The sequence below is a fragment of the Carnobacterium sp. TMP28 genome, from assembly GCF_047553015.1.
Lineage (GTDB): Bacteria > Bacillota > Bacilli > Lactobacillales > Carnobacteriaceae > Carnobacterium_A.
The window spans coordinates 788,606-811,692 of sequence record NZ_CP180212.1 but is presented as its reverse complement, the minus strand read 5'-3'; the positions used below and the strand labels follow the sequence as shown (position 1 = coordinate 811,692).

At 32.9% G+C, this 23,087-nt stretch carries 21 protein-coding genes; 3 read left to right on the top strand and 18 right to left on the bottom strand.

Annotated elements, in window-relative coordinates; translation table 11 throughout:
- Positions 1–13: 13 nt before the first annotated feature.
- Together ACMHYH_RS03935 and ACMHYH_RS03930 are read right to left on the bottom strand one after the other, a co-directional pair.
- A complete protein-coding gene (locus ACMHYH_RS03935) occupies positions 14–1,792 on the bottom strand; it encodes an ABC transporter ATP-binding protein (protein ID WP_414840056.1) in 1,779 nt (592 codons plus the stop codon).
- Positions 1,789–3,519 carry an ABC transporter ATP-binding protein gene (locus tag ACMHYH_RS03930; RefSeq protein WP_414840055.1) on the bottom strand — a complete coding sequence of 577 codons (1,731 nt, stop codon included), beginning with the start codon at positions 3,517–3,519 and terminating at the stop codon, positions 1,789–1,791. Before ACMHYH_RS03930 ends, ACMHYH_RS03935 begins: the two co-directional genes overlap by 4 nt.
- Positions 3,520–3,947: 428 nt before the next feature.
- Between ACMHYH_RS03930 and ACMHYH_RS03925 the strand changes: the two genes are divergently transcribed.
- Both ACMHYH_RS03925 and rnjA read left to right on the top strand, forming a co-directional pair.
- Entirely contained in the window at positions 3,948–4,166 is a 219-nt protein-coding gene (locus ACMHYH_RS03925) for a DNA-directed RNA polymerase subunit epsilon (RefSeq protein WP_414840054.1), read from the top strand.
- Positions 4,163–5,839, top strand: coding sequence for a ribonuclease J1 (rnjA, locus tag ACMHYH_RS03920; protein WP_414840053.1), 1,677 nt, complete (start codon positions 4,163–4,165; stop codon positions 5,837–5,839). The genes ACMHYH_RS03925 and rnjA overlap by 4 nt, the downstream gene beginning before the upstream one ends.
- 47 nt (positions 5,840–5,886) lie before the next feature.
- On the opposite strand, the gene ACMHYH_RS03915 is transcribed toward rnjA, so the two are convergent.
- The 12 genes from ACMHYH_RS03915 to ACMHYH_RS03860 all read right to left on the bottom strand — a co-directional run bounded on the left by ACMHYH_RS03915 (position 5,887) and on the right by ACMHYH_RS03860 (position 16,887).
- On the bottom strand, positions 5,887–6,186 hold the full coding sequence (locus ACMHYH_RS03915; RefSeq protein ID WP_414840052.1) for a HesB/YadR/YfhF family protein: 300 nt from the start codon (positions 6,184–6,186) through the stop codon (positions 5,887–5,889).
- Positions 6,187–6,308: 122 nt separating this feature from the next.
- Positions 6,309–6,941 (bottom strand): response regulator, encoded by a 633-nt coding sequence (locus ACMHYH_RS03910; RefSeq protein ID WP_414840051.1) that lies wholly within the window; start codon positions 6,939–6,941, stop codon positions 6,309–6,311.
- Positions 6,919–8,007 (bottom strand): sensor histidine kinase, encoded by a 1,089-nt coding sequence (locus tag ACMHYH_RS03905; protein ID WP_414840050.1) that lies wholly within the window; start codon positions 8,005–8,007, stop codon positions 6,919–6,921. The genes ACMHYH_RS03910 and ACMHYH_RS03905 overlap by 23 nt, the downstream gene beginning before the upstream one ends.
- Complete coding sequence (gene liaF, locus ACMHYH_RS03900; protein WP_414840049.1) at positions 8,004–8,741, bottom strand: cell wall-active antibiotics response protein LiaF; 738 nt, start codon at positions 8,739–8,741, stop codon at positions 8,004–8,006. Before liaF ends, ACMHYH_RS03905 begins: the two co-directional genes overlap by 4 nt.
- Before the next feature lie 173 nt (positions 8,742–8,914).
- The gene (gene greA, locus ACMHYH_RS03895) at positions 8,915–9,388 is read right to left on the bottom strand and encodes a transcription elongation factor GreA (protein WP_414840048.1); all 474 of its coding nucleotides are present in this window, start codon (positions 9,386–9,388) and stop codon (positions 8,915–8,917) included.
- 185 nt (positions 9,389–9,573) lie between these two features.
- Entirely contained in the window at positions 9,574–10,215 is a 642-nt protein-coding gene (gene udk / locus ACMHYH_RS03890; protein WP_414840047.1) for a uridine kinase, read from the bottom strand.
- An 80-nt stretch (positions 10,216–10,295) separates the two neighbouring features.
- Entirely contained in the window at positions 10,296–11,450 is a 1,155-nt protein-coding gene (mltG, locus tag ACMHYH_RS03885; protein WP_414840046.1) for an endolytic transglycosylase MltG, read from the bottom strand.
- A 283-nt stretch (positions 11,451–11,733) separates the two neighbouring features.
- A complete protein-coding gene (locus ACMHYH_RS03880) occupies positions 11,734–12,060 on the bottom strand; it encodes a DUF1292 domain-containing protein (RefSeq protein ID WP_414840045.1) in 327 nt (108 codons plus the stop codon).
- A 68-nt stretch (positions 12,061–12,128) separates the two neighbouring features.
- Positions 12,129–12,551 carry a Holliday junction resolvase RuvX gene (ruvX, locus tag ACMHYH_RS03875; protein WP_414840044.1) on the bottom strand — a complete coding sequence of 141 codons (423 nt, stop codon included), beginning with the start codon at positions 12,549–12,551 and terminating at the stop codon, positions 12,129–12,131.
- On the bottom strand, positions 12,551–12,817 hold the full coding sequence (locus ACMHYH_RS03870) for an IreB family regulatory phosphoprotein (protein WP_414840043.1): 267 nt from the start codon (positions 12,815–12,817) through the stop codon (positions 12,551–12,553). Before ACMHYH_RS03870 ends, ruvX begins: the two co-directional genes overlap by 1 nt.
- Positions 12,818–12,976: 159 nt before the next feature.
- A complete protein-coding gene (gene alaS / locus ACMHYH_RS03865; RefSeq protein WP_414840042.1) occupies positions 12,977–15,625 on the bottom strand; it encodes an alanine--tRNA ligase in 2,649 nt (882 codons plus the stop codon).
- 380 nt (positions 15,626–16,005) lie between these two features.
- Positions 16,006–16,887 carry a YitT family protein gene (locus ACMHYH_RS03860; protein ID WP_414840041.1) on the bottom strand — a complete coding sequence of 294 codons (882 nt, stop codon included), beginning with the start codon at positions 16,885–16,887 and terminating at the stop codon, positions 16,006–16,008.
- A gap of 177 nt (positions 16,888–17,064) precedes the next feature.
- Here ACMHYH_RS03860 and ACMHYH_RS03855 point away from each other — a divergent pair, with 177 nt between their 5' ends.
- A complete protein-coding gene (locus tag ACMHYH_RS03855) occupies positions 17,065–18,021 on the top strand; it encodes a diacylglycerol/lipid kinase family protein (RefSeq protein WP_414840040.1) in 957 nt (318 codons plus the stop codon).
- 9 nt (positions 18,022–18,030) lie between these two features.
- Here ACMHYH_RS03855 and ACMHYH_RS03850 read toward each other — a convergent pair whose 3' ends face one another.
- From ACMHYH_RS03850 to ACMHYH_RS03835, 4 genes are all read right to left on the bottom strand, one after another.
- Positions 18,031–20,526: an ATP-dependent RecD-like DNA helicase gene (locus ACMHYH_RS03850; RefSeq protein WP_414840039.1), complete on the bottom strand. Its 2,496-nt coding sequence runs from the start codon at positions 20,524–20,526 to the stop codon at positions 18,031–18,033.
- Between the two features lie 3 nt (positions 20,527–20,529).
- Positions 20,530–21,201, bottom strand: a complete 672-nt coding sequence (locus ACMHYH_RS03845) for a tetratricopeptide repeat protein (RefSeq protein ID WP_414840038.1) — start codon at positions 21,199–21,201, stop codon at positions 20,530–20,532.
- A gap of 172 nt (positions 21,202–21,373) precedes the next feature.
- Complete coding sequence (mnmA, locus tag ACMHYH_RS03840) at positions 21,374–22,498, bottom strand: tRNA 2-thiouridine(34) synthase MnmA (RefSeq protein ID WP_414840037.1); 1,125 nt, start codon at positions 22,496–22,498, stop codon at positions 21,374–21,376.
- 179 nt (positions 22,499–22,677) lie between these two features.
- Positions 22,678–23,019: a cysteine desulfurase gene (locus tag ACMHYH_RS03835; protein WP_414840036.1), complete on the bottom strand. Its 342-nt coding sequence runs from the start codon at positions 23,017–23,019 to the stop codon at positions 22,678–22,680.
- Positions 23,020–23,087: the final 68 nt, after the last annotated feature.

The following is a 23,087-nucleotide window of genomic DNA, read 5'->3' as shown; positions in this document are numbered from 1 at the left end:
ATTAAATAGACTTTTATTCTTCTGCTTGTTGAAATTGGCTATTGTATAATTTCTCGTAAAAGCCACCTTTATTTAATAATTCTTCATGATTGCCTTGCTCTACGATTTCACCTTGATCCATGACTAAGATTAAATCTGCATCTCGAATCGTTGACAATCTATGAGCAATAACAAAACTCGTACGCCCTTCCATAATCTTCTTCATAGCTTTCTGAATCAAAGCTTCTAAGCGAGTATCGACCGAACTGGTTGCTTCATCTAAGATAAGTATCCTTGGATTAGAAATGATTGCCCTAGCAATAGTTAACAATTGTTTTTGTCCTAACGAGATATTAGAAGCTTCTTGATCTAGCTCCATGTTATACCCCTCAGGTAATGTACGAATGAAATGGTCCACGTTGGCTGTTTTTGCAGCGTCTACAACTTCATAATCCGTAGCATCTAATTTACCAAAACGTATATTATCTGCTATTGTCCCATTATAGAGCCAAGCATCCTGTAATACCATCCCGAATTGTGCTCTTACTTCTTTACGGTCCATTTCCTTAGTATCAATACCATCTATTTTTATTGCTCCACTATCGACATCATAAAAGCGCATTAACAAGTTTATCAATGTTGTCTTTCCAGCTCCGGTTGGGCCAACAACCGCTACTTTTTGACCACTTTTCACTTGAACAGTTAAATCTTTAATTAATGGATTGTTCTTATCGTATCCAAAACGAACATGCTCAAAAGTGACGTTCCCAGCAATCGGTTTTGGTAAATCGATTTGAATGGCATCTGGCTTTTCTTCAGGCTCATCTAAAATTTCAAAAATCCGTCCAACAGCTGCTGCTGCACTTTGGAGGACTCCAGAAAGTTGCGTAATTTGAGTAAGAGGCTGATTAATTTGCCAGATATATTGTGTAAATGCTTGTAAGTTACCTAAAGATAATGTTCCTTGAATGACAAACAATCCACCTAATACAGCTATCACGAAATAAACTAAATGCGTAGCAAAACCGATTAGAGGGCTCATAATTCCAGAAATGAAGGCTGCTTTAAACCCATACTCGCTAAGATTATGATTGATTATTTTAAATTCCTCTAATTTATCTTGTTCTTTTCCATAAAGTTTTATCTCAGAAAAGCCACTATAACTTTCTTGAACATGTCCATTCATTGCTCCTAAAGCACTTTGTTGTTCAACAAAGTAAGGCTGCGATTTACGAATAATGTATTTTGAAATTAAAAGTGATGATGGAATTAAAATAAGAATAACAGCTGCTAGAGGAACCGATAAATAAAGCATCATCATGACAGCAAAAGTAATCCCCATAACTGAGTTTACAATTTGTATTAAGCTTTGCTGCATAGCGTTGCTCACAGCATCTACATCATTGGTTACACGACTTAAAATATTCCCTTGTTGATTGCGGTCAAAGTACGAAACAGGTAAACGATTAATTTTGCTTTCAATCGTATTTCTCAAATCACGCATCGTTTGTTGAACAACATTCGTCATAATGTAAGCAGAAGCATAAAGGGTTAGTTGATAAACAGCTGAAACGCTTAGCATAACAATAAGTACCTGTCTCACGTATGAAAAATTAATTTTAGCCCCGGCTACACCTTTTAAGATATCCGCTACATTATTCCCAACTTCTGTTAATGCGAGTCCTATAATAAAGGGTTGAAGGGCATTCATCAACATACAAATCATGGTTAGTGCAATAGCTGAAATAAATCCTCTTTTGTATGGCTTGATAAAATTCCATAAACGACGAATAGCTACTAACGATTCTCTCATGCTAATTCCTCCTTCGACAATTGTGATGCTGCTATATCATAGTAAATATCTGATTTTTTTAATAATTCTTCATGTGTACCTTGTGCAACAACAATACCTTTATCTAAAACAATTATTTTATCCGCATGTCGGATAGATCCCACTCTTTGTGCAACGATTAAAACGGAAGCCTCTTTTGTTTCAGCTTTTAACCGTTCTCTTAACCTTGCATCCGTTTGGTAATCCAACGCAGAAAAACTATCATCAAAAACGTATACATCTGGTTTTTTTATAATTGCTCTTGCGATAGACAGTCGTTGTTTTTGTCCACCAGACATGTTACTGCCGCCTTCTGCTAAAAGTTCTTCATACTGTGCAGGTTTTGATAAGATAAATTCTTTTGATTGAGAGATATCAGACGCCTCGTCAACTTCATTAGTTGTTGCATTCCACTTTCCATAACGCATATTCTGGGAAATAGTCCCAGTAAATAAAAGAGCTTTTTGAGGAATAAAACCAATTTTTTTTCGTAAAGCTCTTAGTTGATAATCCCTAACATCTACTCCATCTATCAAAACACGGCCTTTAGTTACGTCATAGAAACGCGGAATTAATTGGATTAATGTCGACTTCCCACTTCCCGTACTTCCTATAAAAGCAACCGTTTCGCCAGGTTCTGCTGTGAAACTAACATCTCTGATAACAGGAGATTCTGTATTTCCTGGATAAGCGAATGTAACATTTTCAAAAGCAACATGTCCATGGATAGCTGTTTCTGTTACACCATTTTCATTTTCATCTATAGAAGGAACTGTTTGAATGACTTCTTCGATTCTTTCTGCTGACACGGCTGCTCTTGGATACGTCATAAAGACATTCGCAAACAGCATAAATGAAAATAACGCTAAAAATATATATTCGATAAAAGCTATTAAACTGCCTACTTGTAAGTTCCCACTTTGAATTTCAACCGTTCCAGACCAAACAATGGTCACTAAAATAATATTAAATACAATAGAAAAACCAGGCATAGCTAATGCCATTAACTTGAAAAGTTTTTTAGAAATAGCTGTATAATTTTCATTAACTTTTATAAATCTTTCTTCTTGGAATGTTTCTTTAACAAAAGCGCGAATGACTCTAAGTCCTGTCAAGTTCTCTCGTAAATTTTGATTAATGTGATCTAAGCTCTTTTGTTGTTTTTCTGATAAAGGTTCTGATTTACGAGCAATCAACCAGACAATTGCAAAAAGAAATGGGATAGCTATTAATACTGTAGATGATAGCGAAGGACTCGTTCTTACTATCATGAAAAAACTAGCGATGAACATAATAGGTGTCATCATTCCTAATCTCAAGAGCATTTGTAGAAAAGTCATAACTTGAAAAGCATCATTCGTCGTTCTAGTAACTAAAGAAGAGACACCAATATGATTAAACTCACTATGTGAAAAAGACTGGACAGATAAAAAAATATCGTTTCTAATATCTCTAACAATTTTAGTCGTAATTTTACTACCTGTATAAGCTAATCCTATCAAACTAACTAGTCCTATAACTGCTATGACTACCATCCATTTACCATAATTCATTACCTCAGAAAAATCATTCATGATAATTCCTTTGTCAATAATCAAAGCTAATAAGGTTGGTAACCCCAGTTCAATGATGACAAAGCCAAATACACATAAAAAATTCAACCATAACAAACCTTTATAATTTTTTAAATAACGTAACATTAACTTCACTTACTCATCTCCTTTTCATCCATCTTAAGTAATTCATTTCTAACTAATATAGCATAGTCTGGATAAAAGGAACATTACTAGAATCTTTTTTTCTTTTTTACTTTTATTTTTTCTTTTTTGACTGATTAGCCTTAGTTTCTATACTTACTAAATGAACTATGTTAAAATAAACATATCTGTTGTGAGACTAACACAACCACCAGTTCGGGAAAATAGTAAAAATTATTTCAGCGTTGAGAAATACCGGTTAACTATGAGATTTTTCTGCTTGTTTTACCATTAAAATTTATAAAACAAAACTGCCGTGGTTCCATCTAATCAGCACTGAAGAGTGTAAAATGATGGTTTTTTTCGTTATGCAACATTACATTAAATTATTATCTATAAAACAAATCATCATTTGATGATATTAAAAAGGAGAGAAACACATGATTTACAAAATAACTTACCAAGAAACTAAATTAAGAAACCCAAAACGGGAAGAAACACAGTCTTTATATATTGAATCAGATACAGAAATAGAAGCACGTAGCCTTGTTGAAACAAACACCCCCTTCAACATTGAGTTCATTCAACCTATAGATGGTAGCCATTTAGAATATGAACAAAAAAGTCCGAACTTTAAACTTACGGAGTTTGCTAAATGAAACCGTCTATAAAAAACAATGAAGCAGCCGTTTTTGCCATTGGGGGTTTAGGTGAAATTGGTAAAAATACCTATGGCGTACAATTTCAAGATGAGATTATCATCATTGATGCCGGTATTAAATTTCCCGAAGACGACTTATTAGGAATTGATTATGTCATTCCAGATTATAGCTACATTGTTCAAAACATTAATAAAGTAAAAGCTTTGGTTATCACTCATGGCCATGAAGATCATATTGGTGGTATTCCGTTCTTACTAAAACAAGCAAACATTCCAATTTATGCAGGTCCTTTAGCTAGTGCCTTAATCCGCAATAAATTAAATGAACACGGATTACTCCGTGATACTGAACTACATGAAATTGGCGAAGATGATGTTATTAAATTCAGAAAAACAAGTGTTAGTTTCTTCAGAACAACGCACAGTATCCCTGAAGCCTTTGGTATCGTTGTTAAAACGCCGCCTGGTAATATTGTCGCAACAGGAGATTTTAAATTCGATTTCACTCCTGTTGGCCAACCTGCTGATTTGCATAAAATGGCGCGTATTGGTGATGAGGGAGTTTTAGCTCTTCTATCTGATAGCACAAATGCAGAAATTCCGACGTTTACAAACTCAGAACAAGGGGTCGGCGAAGCAATCACAAATATTATGCAAAAAGTCGAAGGAAGAATTATTTTCGCTACTTTTGCTTCTAACATTTCTCGTTTAGAACAAGTTGCCCAAGCATCTATCAAAACAGGTAGAAAAATTGCAGTTTTCGGTAGAAGTATGGAATCTTCTGTTGTAACCGGACGCTCATTAGGCTACATTACTGCTCCAGATGATAAATTTATTGAATCTCAAGAGTTAAATCGTATGCCAGCAAACGAAACCATTATTTTATGTACTGGTTCACAAGGTGAACCTATGGCTGCATTAAGTAGAATCGCTAATGGTACCCATCGTCAAATCTCAATTCAACCTGGAGATACGGTTATTTTCTCAAGTTCTCCAATTCCTGGAAATACTGCTAGTGTCAATCGTGTTATTAACTTGTTATCTGAAGCCGGTGCAAATGTTATCCACGGCAAAGTTAATAATATCCATACTTCTGGCCATGGTGGTCAACAAGAACAAAAATTGATGCTTCGTTTAATGAAGCCAAAATATTTTGTTCCTGTCCACGGTGAATACCGTATGCAAAAAATCCATGCTGGTCTAGCTGAACAAATCGGGATGTCTAAAGAAGACTGTTTCATTCTAGAAAACGGTGACGTTCTTGCTCTAACAGCGGATTCTGCTAGAAAAGCAGGTCATTTTGACGCTGGTGACGTCTATGTAGATGGAAAAGGTATTGGCGATATTGGGAATGTTGTCTTACGTGATCGTCGTTTGCTTTCTGAGGAAGGTCTAGTTGTTGTTGTTGTTACAATTGATTACAAATCTAAGGAAATCTTAGCTGGACCAGATATTTTATCACGTGGTTTTATTTATATGCGTGAGTCTGGAGAACTAATTAACGATGCTCAACGTGTTATCACTAAAAGCTTGAGGAAATTACTTGCTAATACCGAGGAGCCTCTTACAGAACAAGCAGTTAAATCTGTTGTTATCGAAAGTTTGAAACCTTTCCTATATGAGAAGACTAAACGTCATCCAATGGTGTTACCGGTTATTATGCCTGTATAATCACAAAAAACTCTTACTTTCCTTTAGGAAGTAAGAGTTTTTTATTTTTATACTAGTTGTTCAATAAACGTGTAAATAGGCTCATCACTTTTTTTATCATAATCTACTTTCAAATTATACCCACTGAAAAACCAATCATCGTTTTTTTCAATGAAATAAGTCACTCCATTTATAACCGTTTTAGTTAGGATATCTTCAGGTTGACATATATTCATCCCTACAGAAAAACCTTCGTGAACTTCAGTTTTCCCATAAACTTTACCCATGAAACGAACACCACTTCCTTTTGAAACGCCAACTTCTTTTTCAAACCATTCAATGGCATGTGTAGTTAATTCTATTTTCATTTTTTGCTTCACAGACTATAAAATCTATGAATCCTCCCTCCATTTAGCTATCTTTTAATTAGTTTAACATATCTTTATATAAAATACAGATAATAGGATTTTACTAAGCGTAGGAGAGTTTTTTAATGAATTAAGTGGTGTTTAAAAGCATAAATAGCTGCCTGAGTTCGGTCATCAACATCTAATTTAGCCAATATATTAGAAACATGTGTTTTAACTGTTTTTAGGGTTATAAATAACTTATTTGCAATTTCTTGATTTGAATTGCCTTGTGCAATTAATAATAAAATTTCATTTTCTCGTTTAGTTAAATCATCATGAAGATAATGAGGTTGTTTTTTAGAAAATCGAGTCATCATTTTAGCTGTAACTTCCGTTTCTAAGATTGATTCTCCTTTATAAGTAGAACGAATAGCATCAGCAATTTCTTTTGCAGTAGAAGTTTTTAAAATATAGCTTGCAGCACCAGCTTCAAGAGCAGGATAAACTTTTTCATCGTCAATAAAACTTGTTACAATAATAATTTTAGCTTCTGGCCATTCATTCATGATTGCTTTTGTTGATTCAATACCGTCCATTACATCCATTACCAAATCCATCATAATAACATCTGGCCTAAGTTCCATTGCTTTTTGATACCCTACTTTTCCATTTTCTGCTTCACCAATAACTTCAATATCTGGTTGAATCGATAAGTAGGATGACACACCTAATCTTACCATTTCATGGTCATCAATCAACAAAACTTTTATCATCCTCATTCACTCCCTCAATAAGCGGTATCTTAATTTCTACACTTGTTCCCTTATCTTTGAAACTGATAACTTTAAACGTTCCACCCATATTGCTTACTCGTTCATTTATATTAACTAGACCATAATTCCCTGCTTTTTGTTCTTCAGGATTAAATCCAATCCCATCATCAATGACTCTCAACGACAATGAGTCCTGGTTTTGTTTTAAGTAAACTTCCAACTCTTTAGCCTTTGAATGCCTTAAAGTGTTTGAAAGGAGTTCTTGTATTATTCGAAATAAATGATCTTCCATTCCAGTTTCTAAATTTACTTCATCAATTTCCCAAATTAGTTTAATTTGTATCTTTGTTTTTAGTTCTGTTAATAGCTGTTCAATTCCTTTTTTTAACGTTTTTCCTTCTAGATTTATTGGTCTTAAATGGAGTAACAAAGCTCGCATCTCAGATTGCGATTCATTTATAATACTTTCAACCATTTTAAGCTGTTTTTTCATTACCCCATCAGTCTCTTCAAGTTGTTCATTACTAGCTGATAACAGCATCATTGCTGCAAATAATTGTTGGCTAACAGAATCATGTAATTCTCTAGCAAGACGACGTCGCTCTGCTTCTAAAATTTCTTCTTTTGTTTCTCCATCAACTAACTTAGGAATATTGCTTTGTTTTTGAACTTCCTTAGACAAATCAAGTAGTTTAATACGGATTGCTGAAAGCGAGTCTTTTATGTCTTCTAAATAATCATATTCCTCTACTTCACTATCTAAATATTTCGAGCTAGTTTCAACTGAGTAATTTCCACTAGCAAGTAATCGTACTATTTCCTCTATATGCTGCCATTCTCTTCGTTGAAACTCATGTAGCAAGAGTGTTGTTAATAGACCGATAATCAGCGCTACCCCTAGTAGATAAAGGATATAAGGCACATGTAGGAACTGCGTTGTTAAAATAGTGATCAGCCAATCTTCAGGTCGTATTGCGTAGCTATAGGATAAAGAAACAACCACAAAAAAGAAAAAAGATAAAAAAGTAATCTGAATAAATCGTATTCTACTATTCTTTTTTTTCATATTGTTATCACCTCTAAATCACCAACTAAAACAGTTGTGATGAGCTTTATTTTTCTTGTATTTTCATCATATTGTTCGCTATATAGTTTCAAAGATTCATTGTTTAAGGCGAAAATATCTCTTTCAAAATGTACTTTCCCTTTAAAAGCACTATGTTGAATCATTATTCCAATCCCAGCAGGTACTAAAATACGAGTCTTACCAAAACCTTTGCGAACAATCACATAACTTTCATCTTTAGGTAAGAGTGTATTGCCTAAATCTATAATCGTATCTCCCATAAAGACAGTTACATTAATATCATCCCATTCATAAACGGTGTTACCGATTCTTTCATTCCCTAACCAGTTTCGTTTAAATCTTTTCCCATTTTTCGGTAGACTTTTTGCTGTTTCTACAATAATTATCTCTTTTTCTTGCCAAGGGATGCTATCAAAATTAGAAAAATTTAGATTTGATAACGATTTACTATCTAAAACTACAAAAAATAAAATAGCACAAATCAGCATAAACCAAATAGCACTTGTTGATAATAAAGCAATTAAAACTAATACACTACCTATCATTAAGTACGTTTGTCGTTTTGAATTAATTTTTTTACGTTTTCCACGCAATAAAACTAATGTACCTACTATTAAAGTTAATAAAGTAAAACTATTATTTACAGATTCATATAATAACCAAACAAATAGACATGCTTCAACTAGAAAAAACAAGCGCAATTTTTTTTTCAATGCGTTGACCCCCTTAATATTTAGTGCTTTAGCATAAGTATAAGCCATTTATAGAGAAAAAAAAGCCTGCTAAAGCATGAGGTCGGTCTAAGACTAAAGTCTGATAATATTAAAAATAAAAAAATAAAAGAACAGCTCAAATTGAAATAATTTAGCCATTCTTATTATATTTATTATTCTATACTCATTATCTTGATAGTCATATCTCCACCTGGTGTTGAAATAACAACTTGATCTCCGACTTTTTTACCCATTAGTGCTTTAGCAATAGGTGAGTCATTTGAGATACGTCCACTAAATGGATCAGCTTCTGCGCTTCCTACGATAGTGTATTCTTCGACTTCACCATCTGGCAATTCAACAAATGTAATTTTGCGGCCAATCGCAACTTCATCCATAGCACTTTTTGAATTGTCAATTATTTCTGAAAAACGCAACATTGTTTCAATTGTCGTAATACGTCCCTCCACAAAAGCTTGTTCATCTTTAGCTGATTCATACTCAGAGTTTTCTGATAAATCACCAAAGCTACGTGCAATTTTAATTCTTTCGATAATTTCTTTTCTTTTAACTGTTTTTAATTCTTCTAATTCTGCCTCTAGCTTATTTTTTCCATCTAAAGTCATTGGATATATTTTTTCTATCATAAGTAAATTCTCCTTTTTAAATAAACGCTTGTTTAATGGTTTTATACTTATTAACTTATTGAAAGCGTCTTTACAATTTCAATAGAGATAAGATACCATGTAGGCTTTTATTTGTAAACACTTTATGGCTATTCTCATATAATTTTAAGCTTAGTCATTGTTATTTATTCATTTAATTTTTCTTATTAAACTTTTAATTGATATTCAAGAATACTTTTTATCTTCGTTGTCATCAAATCAATCGCAACTTGATTGCGTCCACCTTCAGGAATGATAATATCTGCAAACTTTTTAGTTGGCTCAATAAACTGAGTATGCATGGGTTTTACAACTGTTAGGTATTGCTCAATAACAGAATCAAGTGTTCTACCACGTTCCTCGATGTCCCTTTTAATTCTTCTAATAATTCGAATGTCATCATCCGTATCCACATAGACCTTAATATCCATTAAATCTCTTAAACGTTTATCTTCTAAAATTAAGATACCTTCTAAGATAATAACTTCCTTCGGTTCTTGAATAATAAATTGATCACTTCTAGTATGAGCAGCATAATCGTATACTGGCTTTTTGATAGATTTATAGTGAATCAAATCTGTCAAATGCTTGATTAATAGGTTTGTATCAAAGGCAAATGGGTGATCGTAGTTCGTATTCAAGCGCTCCTCATAAGATAGGTCACTTTGATCTTTGTAGTAAAAATCTTGTTCCAACATTAAAATAGAGTGTCCGGAGAAATGATTGTAAACTGCACGACTCACACTCGTCTTCCCACTACCTGATCCACCTGTTACTCCAATGACAATCGGCTTGCGTTCAGCATTCATGCTTTTTTCGCTCCATTCCTATTAAAAGATAGTGATTCTACTGTTTTTCAATGCTTTCCATTTTTTAGTATGTCAACTAATTAAGGGATGATGTATTCATCTACTAATTCTTGGTGTTCAGCGTATGTTCTTGAAAAATAAACTTTACCTGTCGATGTATCTGCTAAAAAATAAATATAATTTGTATCTGCAGGATTTAATGTAGCCTTGATAGCATCTTCTGACGGATTATTAAACGGTCCTGGCCCGTATCCTTTATTTTGATACAAGTTATAAGGAGAGTTTGTTTCTAAATCTTTATAAGTAACAATCTCTTTATGTTTATTCATTGCATAAAGTACACTGATATCTGATTGCAAAGGCATTTCAACAGCTAAACGATTGAAAAATACACTAGCGATTTTTGTTCGATCCTCAAACGAATTGCCTTCTCGTTCAGTTAATGAAGCTAACGTCATGACTTGTTGAACAGTCATCTTTTTATTCTCAATAGTTGAATAGTAACTTTGCATAACTTCATCTGTCTTTTTAACCATATTCTCTATGACGATTTCAAGAGACATTTCTTCTGAAAAATCATAGGTCGCTGGGAACAAATACCCTTCGAGAGTGTACTTTGTTTCTTTTGACTCTAATGCACTAGTTAACAATTTTGGATAAGCTTCTTTTAATTGTATTAAAAATTTTGGATCTTTTAATTTTTTAATGAAATCTGAAGAGCTATATTTAGTTGATTTCGCAACAGATTCAGCTACTTGATCGATAGTTAATCCTTCTTGAATCAATATCTTAGTCCCATCAAAAGCAACTGGACTTCCACCTGATTGAAGGGATTGGATAATTTTTTCCAAAGTCATTGAAGGAGATAAAAGATAATAGCCCGCTTGAAAGTCTGTTTTATTATTTAATTTTATATAAAATCTAAAGACAGATGCACTTTTAATGACTTTATTCTTTTCTAAAATACGAGAAATGTCTGCTGAGGAAGAACCAGAGGGTACTTCTATTTGAATTTCTTCTTTACTAGTAGCATCTAAAGGTTGAAGCGAAGATGTCACATATTGATAACTAACTATGCCAAAAATAACTAATAGAGTAAATAAGATTGAAACAATACTCCATACGATTTTTTTAACCACTTTTTTTTCTTTTTGTCTTTCGACTAATTTAGAATTGGCTATACTATCATCTTGTTTCTCATTGCTTTTTATATTTTTTTTCTCTTTCTTTCCCAAAAGAGCCCTCCTATCAAAATAAAGAAATAAATTAGTACACATCTATTTTCTTTAATAACGTACATTTTAACTACTAACTTGCACCATTATACATGATACTATGCTTAAAGTGAATAGAAAAAAGGAACTCACTCATTATTTGTATACAGGTGTTGATAGTCGTTTCTCTGAAATTTATCTATCTATTTCAATTTATACTTACTATTTTTAAGAGTCATGAACAATAAAATTGAGCCAATGAATAACTCATTAGCTCAATTTTGATTATTTAATTAATAAAAAATTAGTCTTCATCAGCCATAAACGTATTTAATATTTCTTCAATCATATCCCATTCTTCATCTGTTTCAATGGGTTGTAAATCCCCTTGTTTGCCATCTTCTTTTTCTACGTAAGAGTAAGCTTGTAATTCAACTTCTTCTCCTTCTTCAGATCCAGCTGGATAAACTAAAACATATGATTTTTCAAAATCATCTGAGTCAAATGTGAATAAAATTTCGTATAATTCTTCGTTCCCTTGTTCATCTATAATTGTAATGTGCTCATGTTCCTCATGATCGTGATCGTGATCATGTTCGTGATCGTGCTCGTGATCGTGCTCGTGTGACATATTCAACACTCCTTTTATTATTATCTATCATTCTACTGAATTAGTTTAACGTATCTTTTTGTTAAAAGCTAGTTTTGATTGCTATCTAAATAATTTTGAAGAATCATGACTGCAGCAACTTTATCAATAACTTTTTTACGCTTAGCACGCGAAGCATTGCCCTCTTCAATTAGCATTCTTTCTGCTTGAACAGTTGTTAGTCTCTCATCTTGAAAAATAATAGGCAACTTAAATAATTCTTTTAAAATTTCAGCATAATGGATAGAAGCTTCTGCTCTTGGACCTATTGAGTTGTTCATGTTTTTAGGTAATCCAACAACAATTTTAGAAACTTCATATTCTTCAATTAATTCTTTTACTCTATCCATTCCAAATTCTTCTTGATTTTCATTAATTTTTATCGTTTCAATTCCTTGAGCTGTCCAACCAAATGGGTCACTGATTGCAACACCAACTGTTTTTGAACCTACATCTAATCCCATTGTTCTCATTAGATTTCTTTACCACTCTCTTTCAAATAAGTCTTTACTAATTCTTCTACAATTTCATCACGCTCATGACGTCTAATTAAGTTTCTAGCATCATTGTGACGTGGAATATAGGCTGGATCTCCAGAAAGTAAATAACCAACTATCTGATTAATAGGATTATACCCCTTTTCTTCCAATGCTTCATATACTAATGTCAATGTTTGCTTCACATCTTTGTCGTGATTGTCACCAACATTAAACCGAACTGTTTCATCTATTGAACTCATATTCTGCACCTCGATTTCTGTAAACTCTATCTTTATTCTACAAGAAAGAGCCACAAACTACAATGACTATAAACAAATGAGGAAATATTTTGATTCTTTAAAAAAATTCTTACGAAAAAAAGCTAATGCAACTTATCATTTTCCAAAAATAATAACTCTTTAACTATTTTTCCCTACCCATTCTCCTACTTTTTCTAAAGCATTTGCTAGTCCAGCAGGGTTTTTTCCGCCAGCTTGCGCCATATCGGGACGACCGCCACCACCACCGCCGACTAGAGGAGCAATTTCCTTAATTAAGTTTCCTGCGGATAATCCTTTTTTCACTGTTTCTTGATCGACTGCAGCTAACAAGTTAACTTTTCCATCTTTTGAAAAACCTAAAACTAAAATATTCGAAATAGCTTGTTGCTTCCATTGATCTGCAAGTTGTCTCAATTGATTTGCATCTGAGACTTCTACTTGAGCAGTTATTATTGTTATACCATCAACTGTTTGAACGGCATCAAATACATCATTTGCTTGTTCATTTGCTAATTTAGCTTGCAAGGAATCCTTTTCTTTTTGAGTTTCTTTTAATTCCATCTGCAATTGTTCGATTTTTCTTTCTACATCTTTAATTTGTTGAGCTTTTACTAGACTTGCGATTACTTTTAATCGTTTTTCTTGCTGTTGCAAGTAGTTAAATGCCGCTTCACTAGTGATTGCTTCAATTCTTCTTACTCCAGCACCAATACCAGATTCTGAAAGGATTTTAAAGAGTCCAATTTCATTTGTATTAGTGACGTGAACTCCACCACATAATTCTATTGAATAGTCTCCAACATTAACAACACGCACTTCATTGCCATACTTTTCACCAAATAGTGCCATTGCACCCATTTCTCGTGCTTTATCAATCGTTGTCTCTATTGTCTTAACTTCTAATGATTCCCAAATTTTTTCATTAACTTTGCGTTCCATATCATCTAATTCTGCTTGAGTTACTTGTCCAAAATGAGTGAAATCAAAACGCAAAGAGTCACCCATAACTAACGATCCTGCTTGATTAGCATGTTCACCTAATGCATCTTTTAAAGCTTGATGCAATAAATGCGTTGCAGTATGGTTGCGTATTATTTTATTTCGTAAACTCTTATCAACAGAGAGTTTCACTGTTTGGCCTACTTTTATAGGTGTTAACACTTCAACGATATGCAAAGATTGGCCTGCAGGTGCTCTTTTAACATCTACTACTTTTCCGATTGTATGACCGTCTAAATCTAATAACAGACCTTTATCAGCAATTTGACCACCCATTTCAGCATAAAAAGGTGTTTGATCAAATATCATTCTCACTTTATCACCTGATATAGCTAGTTTAACTAATTCTTCATCTGTTGCTATTAACTCGAGTTTTGCTTCTACTACTGTTTGATCATAACCAACAAAACTACTTTCTATTGTAATATCTGAGAATAATTTTGTTTGTACACCCATTGATTTCCCATCACTTCTTGCTGACCGTGCTCGATTTCGTTGTGCTTCCATCTCTTCAATAAAACCTTCGTGGTCAACGGACAAACCCTCGTCTTGTGCATATTCTTCTGTTAGTTCAACAGGAAAGCCGAACGTATCATATAACTTGAATATATCTTTTCCCGTAATTTTTGTTTCACCAGCTAATTTCAACTCTGAAATCAATTGGTTTAAAATAGATAGGCCATCGTTAATGGTTTCATGAAAACGTTCTTCTTCATTTTTAATGACTTTTTCAATAAACGTCTTTTGTTCTAAAACTTCAGGATAGAATGCATCCATAATATTTCCAACAATTGAAACTAATTTAAACATGAAGGCTTCATGAATACCTAGCTTTTTACCATGCATCACTGAACGACGCAACAATCTTCTTAAAACATATCCACGTCCCTCGTTCGATGGCAGGGCCCCATCACCAATTGCAAAACTAACTGCACGTAAGTGATCTGCGATTACTTTGAATGAAATATCGTCTTGTTTACTTTCACTGTAATGCTTATTTTGACTTAATTTTTCAATCTCACGAATGATAGGCATGAATAAATCTGTTTCAAAATTTGTCGGTGCATCTTGTAAAATTGAAACGACTCTTTCTAGACCCATACCTGTATCTATATTTTTATTTGGTAAGGGTTCATAAGTTCCATCTTCCTTGTGATTAAATTCAGAAAATACGAGATTCCATATTTCAAGCCATCTTTCATTTTCACCACCTGGATAATTTTCAGGATCATCTTTTGATAAATTATTAAATTTTTCTCCACGATCATAGAAAATTTCTGAATCAGGTCCACTTGGTCCAACCCCAATATCCCAAAAATTATCTTCAATTTCAATAATGTGATTATCTGTCAGACCAACTTTATCTCTCCATAATTGAGCTGCTTCTTTATCTTCTGGATAAACGGTAACGTATAGTTTTTTGGGATCTAACGCTAACCATTTTTCACTTGTCAAAAACTCCCATGCCCAAACAATGGCTTCTTCTTTAAAATATTCACCAATCGAAAAGTTGCCTAACATTTCAAATAGGGTATGATGTCTAGCTGTTCTACCTACATTTTCAATATCATTTGTACGAATACTTTTTTGAGCGTTTACAATTCTAGGATTATCTGGTGTAACAGAACCATCAAAATATTTTTTTAGTGTTGCTACACCTGAGTTAATCCATAATAATGATGGGTCTTCAAATGGAACGAGCGAAGCACTTGGTTCTACTTTGTGACCTTTATCTTCAAAAAAATCTAAAAACATTTGACGAACTTCGTTACTGGTTAATTGTTTCATAGTCTATTTTCTTCCCTTCAAATTCTTTATTTTTTAAAAAAAGTATAAAAAAAGTCAAACGATATCATTGCCAGACAAGGACGACGTAAGCGCGGTACCACCTTGTTTGCAATGATGTCATTTGACGGATTCATTACCTCTTAAGTCTCTATAACGCGAGAACCGATAGTATTTCTACTATAGTATTAAAAAAGGGAGCATTTCTTTAACTTACCAGTTTTCTTTCAGCCTTGGAAAACTTCTCTAAAGGTAAGAACTAAAAAAATATATCCTTCTTACTATCGTTTTAAATTATAAGAGAACTTCTATTAAATGTCAACTCTAACAAAGGGTTATCTTCTAATGATTTCATAGCAAACAACTCCGTTTTTTCGGTTACTTTACAGATTTTCAGTTGAAGAGTCTTTAGCCAATGTGAATCCTTTACCCCAGACTTCGCTAGCGCTCATTACCACAACAAACGCATGCGGATCAACATCTAAAATCGTTTCCCGCAAATACGTAAATTCTCTCTCACCTATTACACACATCAGCATTTCTTTTTTATTGTTCCCGTATCCACCAGTAATTCTTAAATTAGTTACACCTCTATTTATATTTTGATAAATAGCTGTCCTAATTTCACTAGCATGATCTGATATAATCATTACATTCTTAGATCTATTAAATCCAACTTGAATAATATCAATTGTTCGACTAATGACAAATAAGGAAATGATAGAATACATAACTGTTTCAGCATCAAATGCAATTAAAGCTGCAGATATAACAAAACCGTCTACTAAAGCTACACTTGTGCCTAATGGTAATTTTAAATAAACATGAATAATCTGAGCAATGATACTGGTTCCACCTGTAGAGCCTTTAGCTTTAAAGACTAACCCTATTCCTACTCCTGTCATAACGCCTCCAAATACTGCTGCCAATAACGGATTCATTGTTAGAGGTTTCATAAAATTCAATAAACCAATAAAAGCTGGTAAGATTAAACTTCCTAAAATTGTTTTAAATCCAGCTTCTTTACCTAAAGCAATAAAAGCTAAAAATAATAAGGGTACATTAAATGCAAATTGAACAATTGAAGGATTCCATTGGTATAAACTATTCAAAATAGTACTTAATCCTCCGATACCTCCAGATACAATAAAGTTTGGTAAAAGAAAGATATTAAATGAAACTGCAGCAATAAAAGAACCGACAGCAATAAAAATGATGTCGATTACTTCTAAAGGAAATTGATCTTTTTTAAATTTTTTTTTCACTTTAAACACCTTTTCCTTTATACTTTTTTAAACTATAGCTTATTCTATCATTAAACGAGTCTTTTTAAACTATTTTTTTAAAATAAGAACTTCTTTTAATTATTTTTACTTCCTTTCTCTATTTTTTAGTTTATAATTTGTTTACATCTAGACATTATTTTTATAAAAGGAGTATTCATGATAAAACCAACAAAAATTTATATTATTGTTAATGAACTTTCTGGTTCTGGCAATGGAAAAAAAGTTTCTATCGCATTAAGTAAACAATTAATTGAAAAAAATATTGCATTTAACTTATACCCCTCTCAATATGCAGGGCATACTGTTCAATTAGCTAAAAATCTTTCAAAAGAACACAACACTACGTTAACTGAAAAAAAACAGCTCTTACTTATTATAGGTGGTGACGGAACATTAAACGAGGCTCTTACAGGGCTTGGAGAAACACAAAAACACATTCCTTTAGCTTACATTCCAGCTGGTTCAGGAAATGACTTTGCAAAAGCCTTGTCTCTATCAAAAGATGTAACTAAAGCTTTAGAACAACTATTAATTTGTAAGGAACCTAAAAAAATTAACATTCTCCAATACCATGAGCAGATTTCAGGTGAAGTAGGATATGCTGTAAACAATATCGGAGTTGGTTTTGATGGTGCAACAGCTAATTTCATTAGTGAATTCTCTATAAAAAAGAAACTAAGTGCTATCAAAATGGGATCTTTGACATACTTAGTTTCATTAATTATTGTCTTATTCAAACAAAAAGGATTTCCTATCGAAGTTAAAGTAGATAACGTATATAAAACATTTTCAAATGCTTTTTTAGTTACGGTTAATAATCATCCTTATTTTGGTGGCGGTATGGAAATATCTCCAAAAGCTTCTCCATACGATGATGTTGTTGACTTAATCGTTTTAGAAAAAGTTTCTCTTTTTAAATTTATTTTTCTTTTCATTTTGATGCTAAATGGAGGACGACATTTAAATCATAAAGACGTTCATTATTTACAAGGATCTTGTATCAAAATTCTCTCCAATCAGCAAGAATATGTTCAAGCAGATGGTGAATTTTTAGGAAAGAAATCGTTAGATTTATCGATTAAGTCCTCTACTCGCTATTTTTGGGTCCAATAGTAAGAGTAATTAGGGAGTAATGCCTTCCATTCCTATCATTGGATTTATCGTATTTTTTTCTACCATGTCAATCGTTAAACGATAGATTCTAAACTTATCTTCTGTATGGCTTATTTCTATTTCTTCGAACAATGAAATCTCGTCTCCGGTAACTTCCGGAGCTTTTTTTTGTTTAGTCGTTCCTTCTTTCTTCTTTTCTTCTTTCTTAGTTGTTTCTTTTTCTAAAAGAACTACCTCGTTATCCCATAGTCGTTCTTTTAAGGTTGTTAATCTAGTAGCAGATGATTTTTCAACGCACTCTTGAAATGCACTAACTTCTCCGCAAAGAATCAGTAACTCGCTGCTTCTCGTGATAGCTGTGTACAATAAATCTCTTCTAAGCATCCTCCCATAATTTTGTACCATAGGTAAAATAACCATTTTAAATTCACTACCTTGTGATTTATGGATAGAACAACAATAGGCAAGTGTTATTTTATTCCACTCATTTCTTTTGTACGTTACTTCATTTGCGTCAAATTGAATCACTAATTCGTCTACTTTATCATCTGTTTCTTTTGCATAAGAGATACTTGTGATCTCACCCATATCTCCATTAAACACATTTAATTCAGGATTATTTACTAATTGTAGTATTTTATCCCCAATTCGATAAAATTTATCATTAAATTTTACTTCTTTACGTCTTTTTGAATCATTGGGATTAAGAATTTCTTGCATCATTTTATTTATCGCATCAATCCCAGCTGGTCCACGATACATCGGCGCTAGAACTTGTATATCTTGATGCGTATATCCTTTTAGCTTGGCTTTAGTCACAACTTGACGAATAACTTCTTCTATTTGATAAGCATTACAAGTAATGAGTGACCGGTCTTTTTTATTTTGTGTGAAATCAGTTGGTAAGCGTCCATCTTTGATTTCATGAGCTAATGGAATGATAGATGACCCATCTTCTTGACGATAAATCTCGTTTAATTCCATACTGGAAATTAATTTCGCATCAATTAAATCATGCAATACTTGTCCTGGACCGACAGAAGGTAGTTGGTTTTTATCGCCTACTAGTAAAACTTGCATGTTCTGAGGAACCGCTCGTAATAACTGGTTGGCTAGCCAAGTATCTACCATAGACATTTCATCCACAATTAATAGCCCACCCTCTAACTCACGTTCAGATTGTTGGTCAGCATTGTTATTTTCTCTTCCGTTCAAACCCAAAAGGCGATGGATGGTACTGCTTGGTAATCCCGTTGTTTCATTCATTCTTTTAGCAGCTCTACCTGTTGGTGCAGCAAGTAAAATAGGAAAAGCTTTATCTGTGTAATCATTTAAATCTAAAGATAGCCCATTTAATTCAGCAAATAAAGAAACTATCCCATTCAAAACAGTTGTTTTACCAGTACCTGGTCCACCAGTTAAGATAAAAACAGGTGATAACATGGCTTCTTCAATTGCTTTTAACTGAGATTTTCCATAGGAAATAGCCAAACGTTTTTCTAATTCCCTTATTTCTTTTGGAATATCATGTTCTTTATAACTAATCTTTTTACGATCCATTAACCGCTTTATTGATGAAGTAATGCCCCACTCTGCAGCATATAGAGACTTAATATATATTTTTTTATTGTCTTCAATAATTTGGTTTTCTTCAATAAGATGAACCAATTCAGAAGCAACTAAATCTGGTTCGATAATATAAGGTCGACTTGATTCTAATACACGCAAACTTTCTTCTAAAAGTGGTCCTGCTAGTGTATACGTATTTCCTTGACTCAAGCATAACTCATTTAACGCATAAAAAACGGCAGCTTTTAAACGAGCAGGTGAATCAGAAGCAAATCCCAGTTGTTCAGCAATTGCATCAGCTTTTTTAAAGCCAATATTTTCAATATCTTGTACTAATTGATAGGGATTTTCTTGAATGATTTCTAACGTTTCATTTTGATACAGTTGATAGATGTTGTATGCTAATTGACTACCAAATCCATATCCATTTAATCCAATAATAATCTTTTCCATTCCATCACTTGCTTGAATCGTTTGAACTAAAATTGCTTTTTTCTTCTCGTTTAAACCGGTGATTTCTTTTAAAACAGTAGGATCATTACTTATTCGATCAATTGCTTCTTCTCCTAAAGCATCCACAATATTCTCTGCTGTTTTTTTTCCAATCCCAGGAAACTTATCACTAGAAAGGTAATTTACTATACCCACTATCGATGTTGGTTTTTCTTGTTTATAGCGATAAGCATTAAACTGAACCCCAAATTTTGGATGATCTGCTATTTTTCCATAAAATCGGTAGCTTTCTTCTTCTTGAATTTGGCCAAAACTTCCAGTGATAACAATTTCTTTATCGTCATAATTTGTATTGGTTTCAATTACTCTTACCAGTAATACTTTATAAAAATTAGTTGGATTTTGATAAAATATGGCTACGGTTTGACCCACTATGTATGGTTCTTCCGTTGAAAATAATTCTAAGTTCTCTTGTTCAGCCATCTTTTATCCATCCCTCCTATCGTTTGCCTCTTTTTTTATATTGCTATTTTGGTTAGAAATAAACGATTCTATATTTTTTAGTTGATAAAGTCTTTTTTCATATTTTTTAGGATTAAGCTCTTTTGATTTTTCAAAAAAACTAGTAAAAACCTCTGACTTTTCTTTCAAAACGGCACCTACTAAGCCTCGTTTAAATAAAGCTTCGTCATTATCCGGTGATAATTCCAACGATTTTATATAGTAATTTTTTGCTTCATTAAAATGGTTAATTTGCATCATACAATCACCTAATAGCAAGATGACTGAATTATCTTTTTCATTATTTTCGTGAGCTAACAACAAATAAACTAGTGCTTTCTCAGGATTAGTTAATACTAAATAACACTGTCCTATCATGATGGTAGCATCTTCTCTTAAAGAAATTTTATTTCCATTAAAAACTTTAATAAAATAGTCCAAAGCTTTTTTAGCATTGTTTTTATAATAGTATAAGTTACCGAATGTATAAAGCAATTCTAAATGCTTAGGGTCTTTTTTAAGAGCTGTTTCTAAAACAACTTGAGCATCTTCATATTTCTTAGCTAAAATCAAAATACTAGCTAAATTACAATAGGCATCACTATTCTCACTATTTTTTTCAATTTCTTCAAATAATAATTGAACAGCTTCATTCAATTGGCCATTTCCCCATAATTGAAAAGCTTTATGATTTTGGTTCATTTTGCTCACTCCCTTACAACTCCTACCATTTTACACTAAAAAAGTTCATTTTTCTATCTTCACTCCATCACTAGGTTTCAAAAAAAGAAAAAAAACAGAACCAAAAGCGTCCTGTCTCCTTAGAATATTAAACGTATTGTAATTCTCTTGATGTATTATAAGCCGCATCAATCGTGCCTCCACCTAAACACTCCATACCATCGTAAAACACGACTGCTTGTCCAGGGGTGATTGCACGAACAGGTTCGTCAAATTCAACTCTAGCTGTTTTACCATCTTCATTTAAATGGACTGTGACAGCTGTATCAGCTTGTCTATAGCGAAATTTAGCTGTACATTTAATTAATGTTGCCTTTTTTTCATTTGTTGTAAAATGAATATCGGTCGCATCCAAGTGAGTAGCATATAGCCATTCATGATGAAATCCTTGTCCGACAAATAGTGTATTTGACTTCAAGTCTTTTCCAATGACAAACCAAGGCTCACTAGACTTTCCGCCACCACCGATTCCTAATCCTTGTCTTTGACCAATTGTATAATACATTAAGCCATCATGTGTCCCTTTTACTTCGCCATCTGGAGTCATCATTTTTCCAGGTTGGGCAGGTAAGTAGTTCATCAAGAATTTTTTGAAATCTCTTTCTCCAATAAAGCAGACACCTGTAGAATCTTTTTTCTTAGCTGTTGCTAAGTTAGCTTCTTCTGCAATTTTACGGACTTCACTTTTTTCCATATGACCTAATGGAAATAATGTCTTAGCTAATTGTTCTTGTGATAATTGATTTAAAAAATAGGTTTGATCTTTATTGTTATCGATTCCTCTTAACATATGAGTTATACCCTTTTCATCACGTTCCACTTGAGCATAATGACCTGTTGCAACATAATCTGCTCCTAATTCAATTGCGTAATCTAAAAAGGCTTTAAATTTAATTTCTTTATTGCACATAACATCAGGATTAGGTGTTCTACCTTTTTTATATTCATCTAAGAAATACTGAAATACTTTATCCCAATATTGTTTTTCAAAATTTACCGAATAGTAAGGAACACCAATTTGGTTTGCAACTAATGCAACATCGTTGTAGTCTTCTGTTGCTGTACACATCCCAAACTCATCTGTATCATCCCAATTTTTCATGAAAATGCCTACTACGTCGTAGCCTTGTTGCTTGAGTAAAAGAGCTGTAACGGATGAATCTACTCCACCACTCATTCCTACTACAACACGTATATTGCTGTTGTCTGTCATACTTTCACCATCATTTCAACTAGATTCTGAAAATCTTAACGATTTGAAGGTCGTATCTTTTCAGTCTAACTCATTATACTAACTTTTTGAAAGAAAGCAAGAATACTTAACTAACTTTCCTACTAAAAAAAGTATAAAAATAGGTTGCTACCCTATTTTTATACTTTTTATTCTTTCGTTTACTTTTTTTCAAAAATACCTTTATTTGAAAAATCTTGCATGATAAATTCGTATTTTTCACATATTTCTTTGAATGCATCGCCTTTATAAATAATGACTGGTCTCAAACCATTCATCGTTGTCGTTGCTATTTTCAATTTAGATAAATCTTCGGATATGACAATCTTTAATTTTACTTCTTGATTAACGACTGAATCACTGGTAAGTGTCCGAAGATACTGAAAATTACCTGTCTTTAATTCTTCAAAGGCGTTGTCTCTCACTGTATATTTCTTCAAATCTGGACTAAGTGTATATTCATCAGTTGATCCTTGAAGTTTTGCTGTTTTTTCAAATGCCAAACCATTCACCCCATTCAGTTTTTTTACTATATCTACTATATCATAATTATTGAATCAATCGTACTACC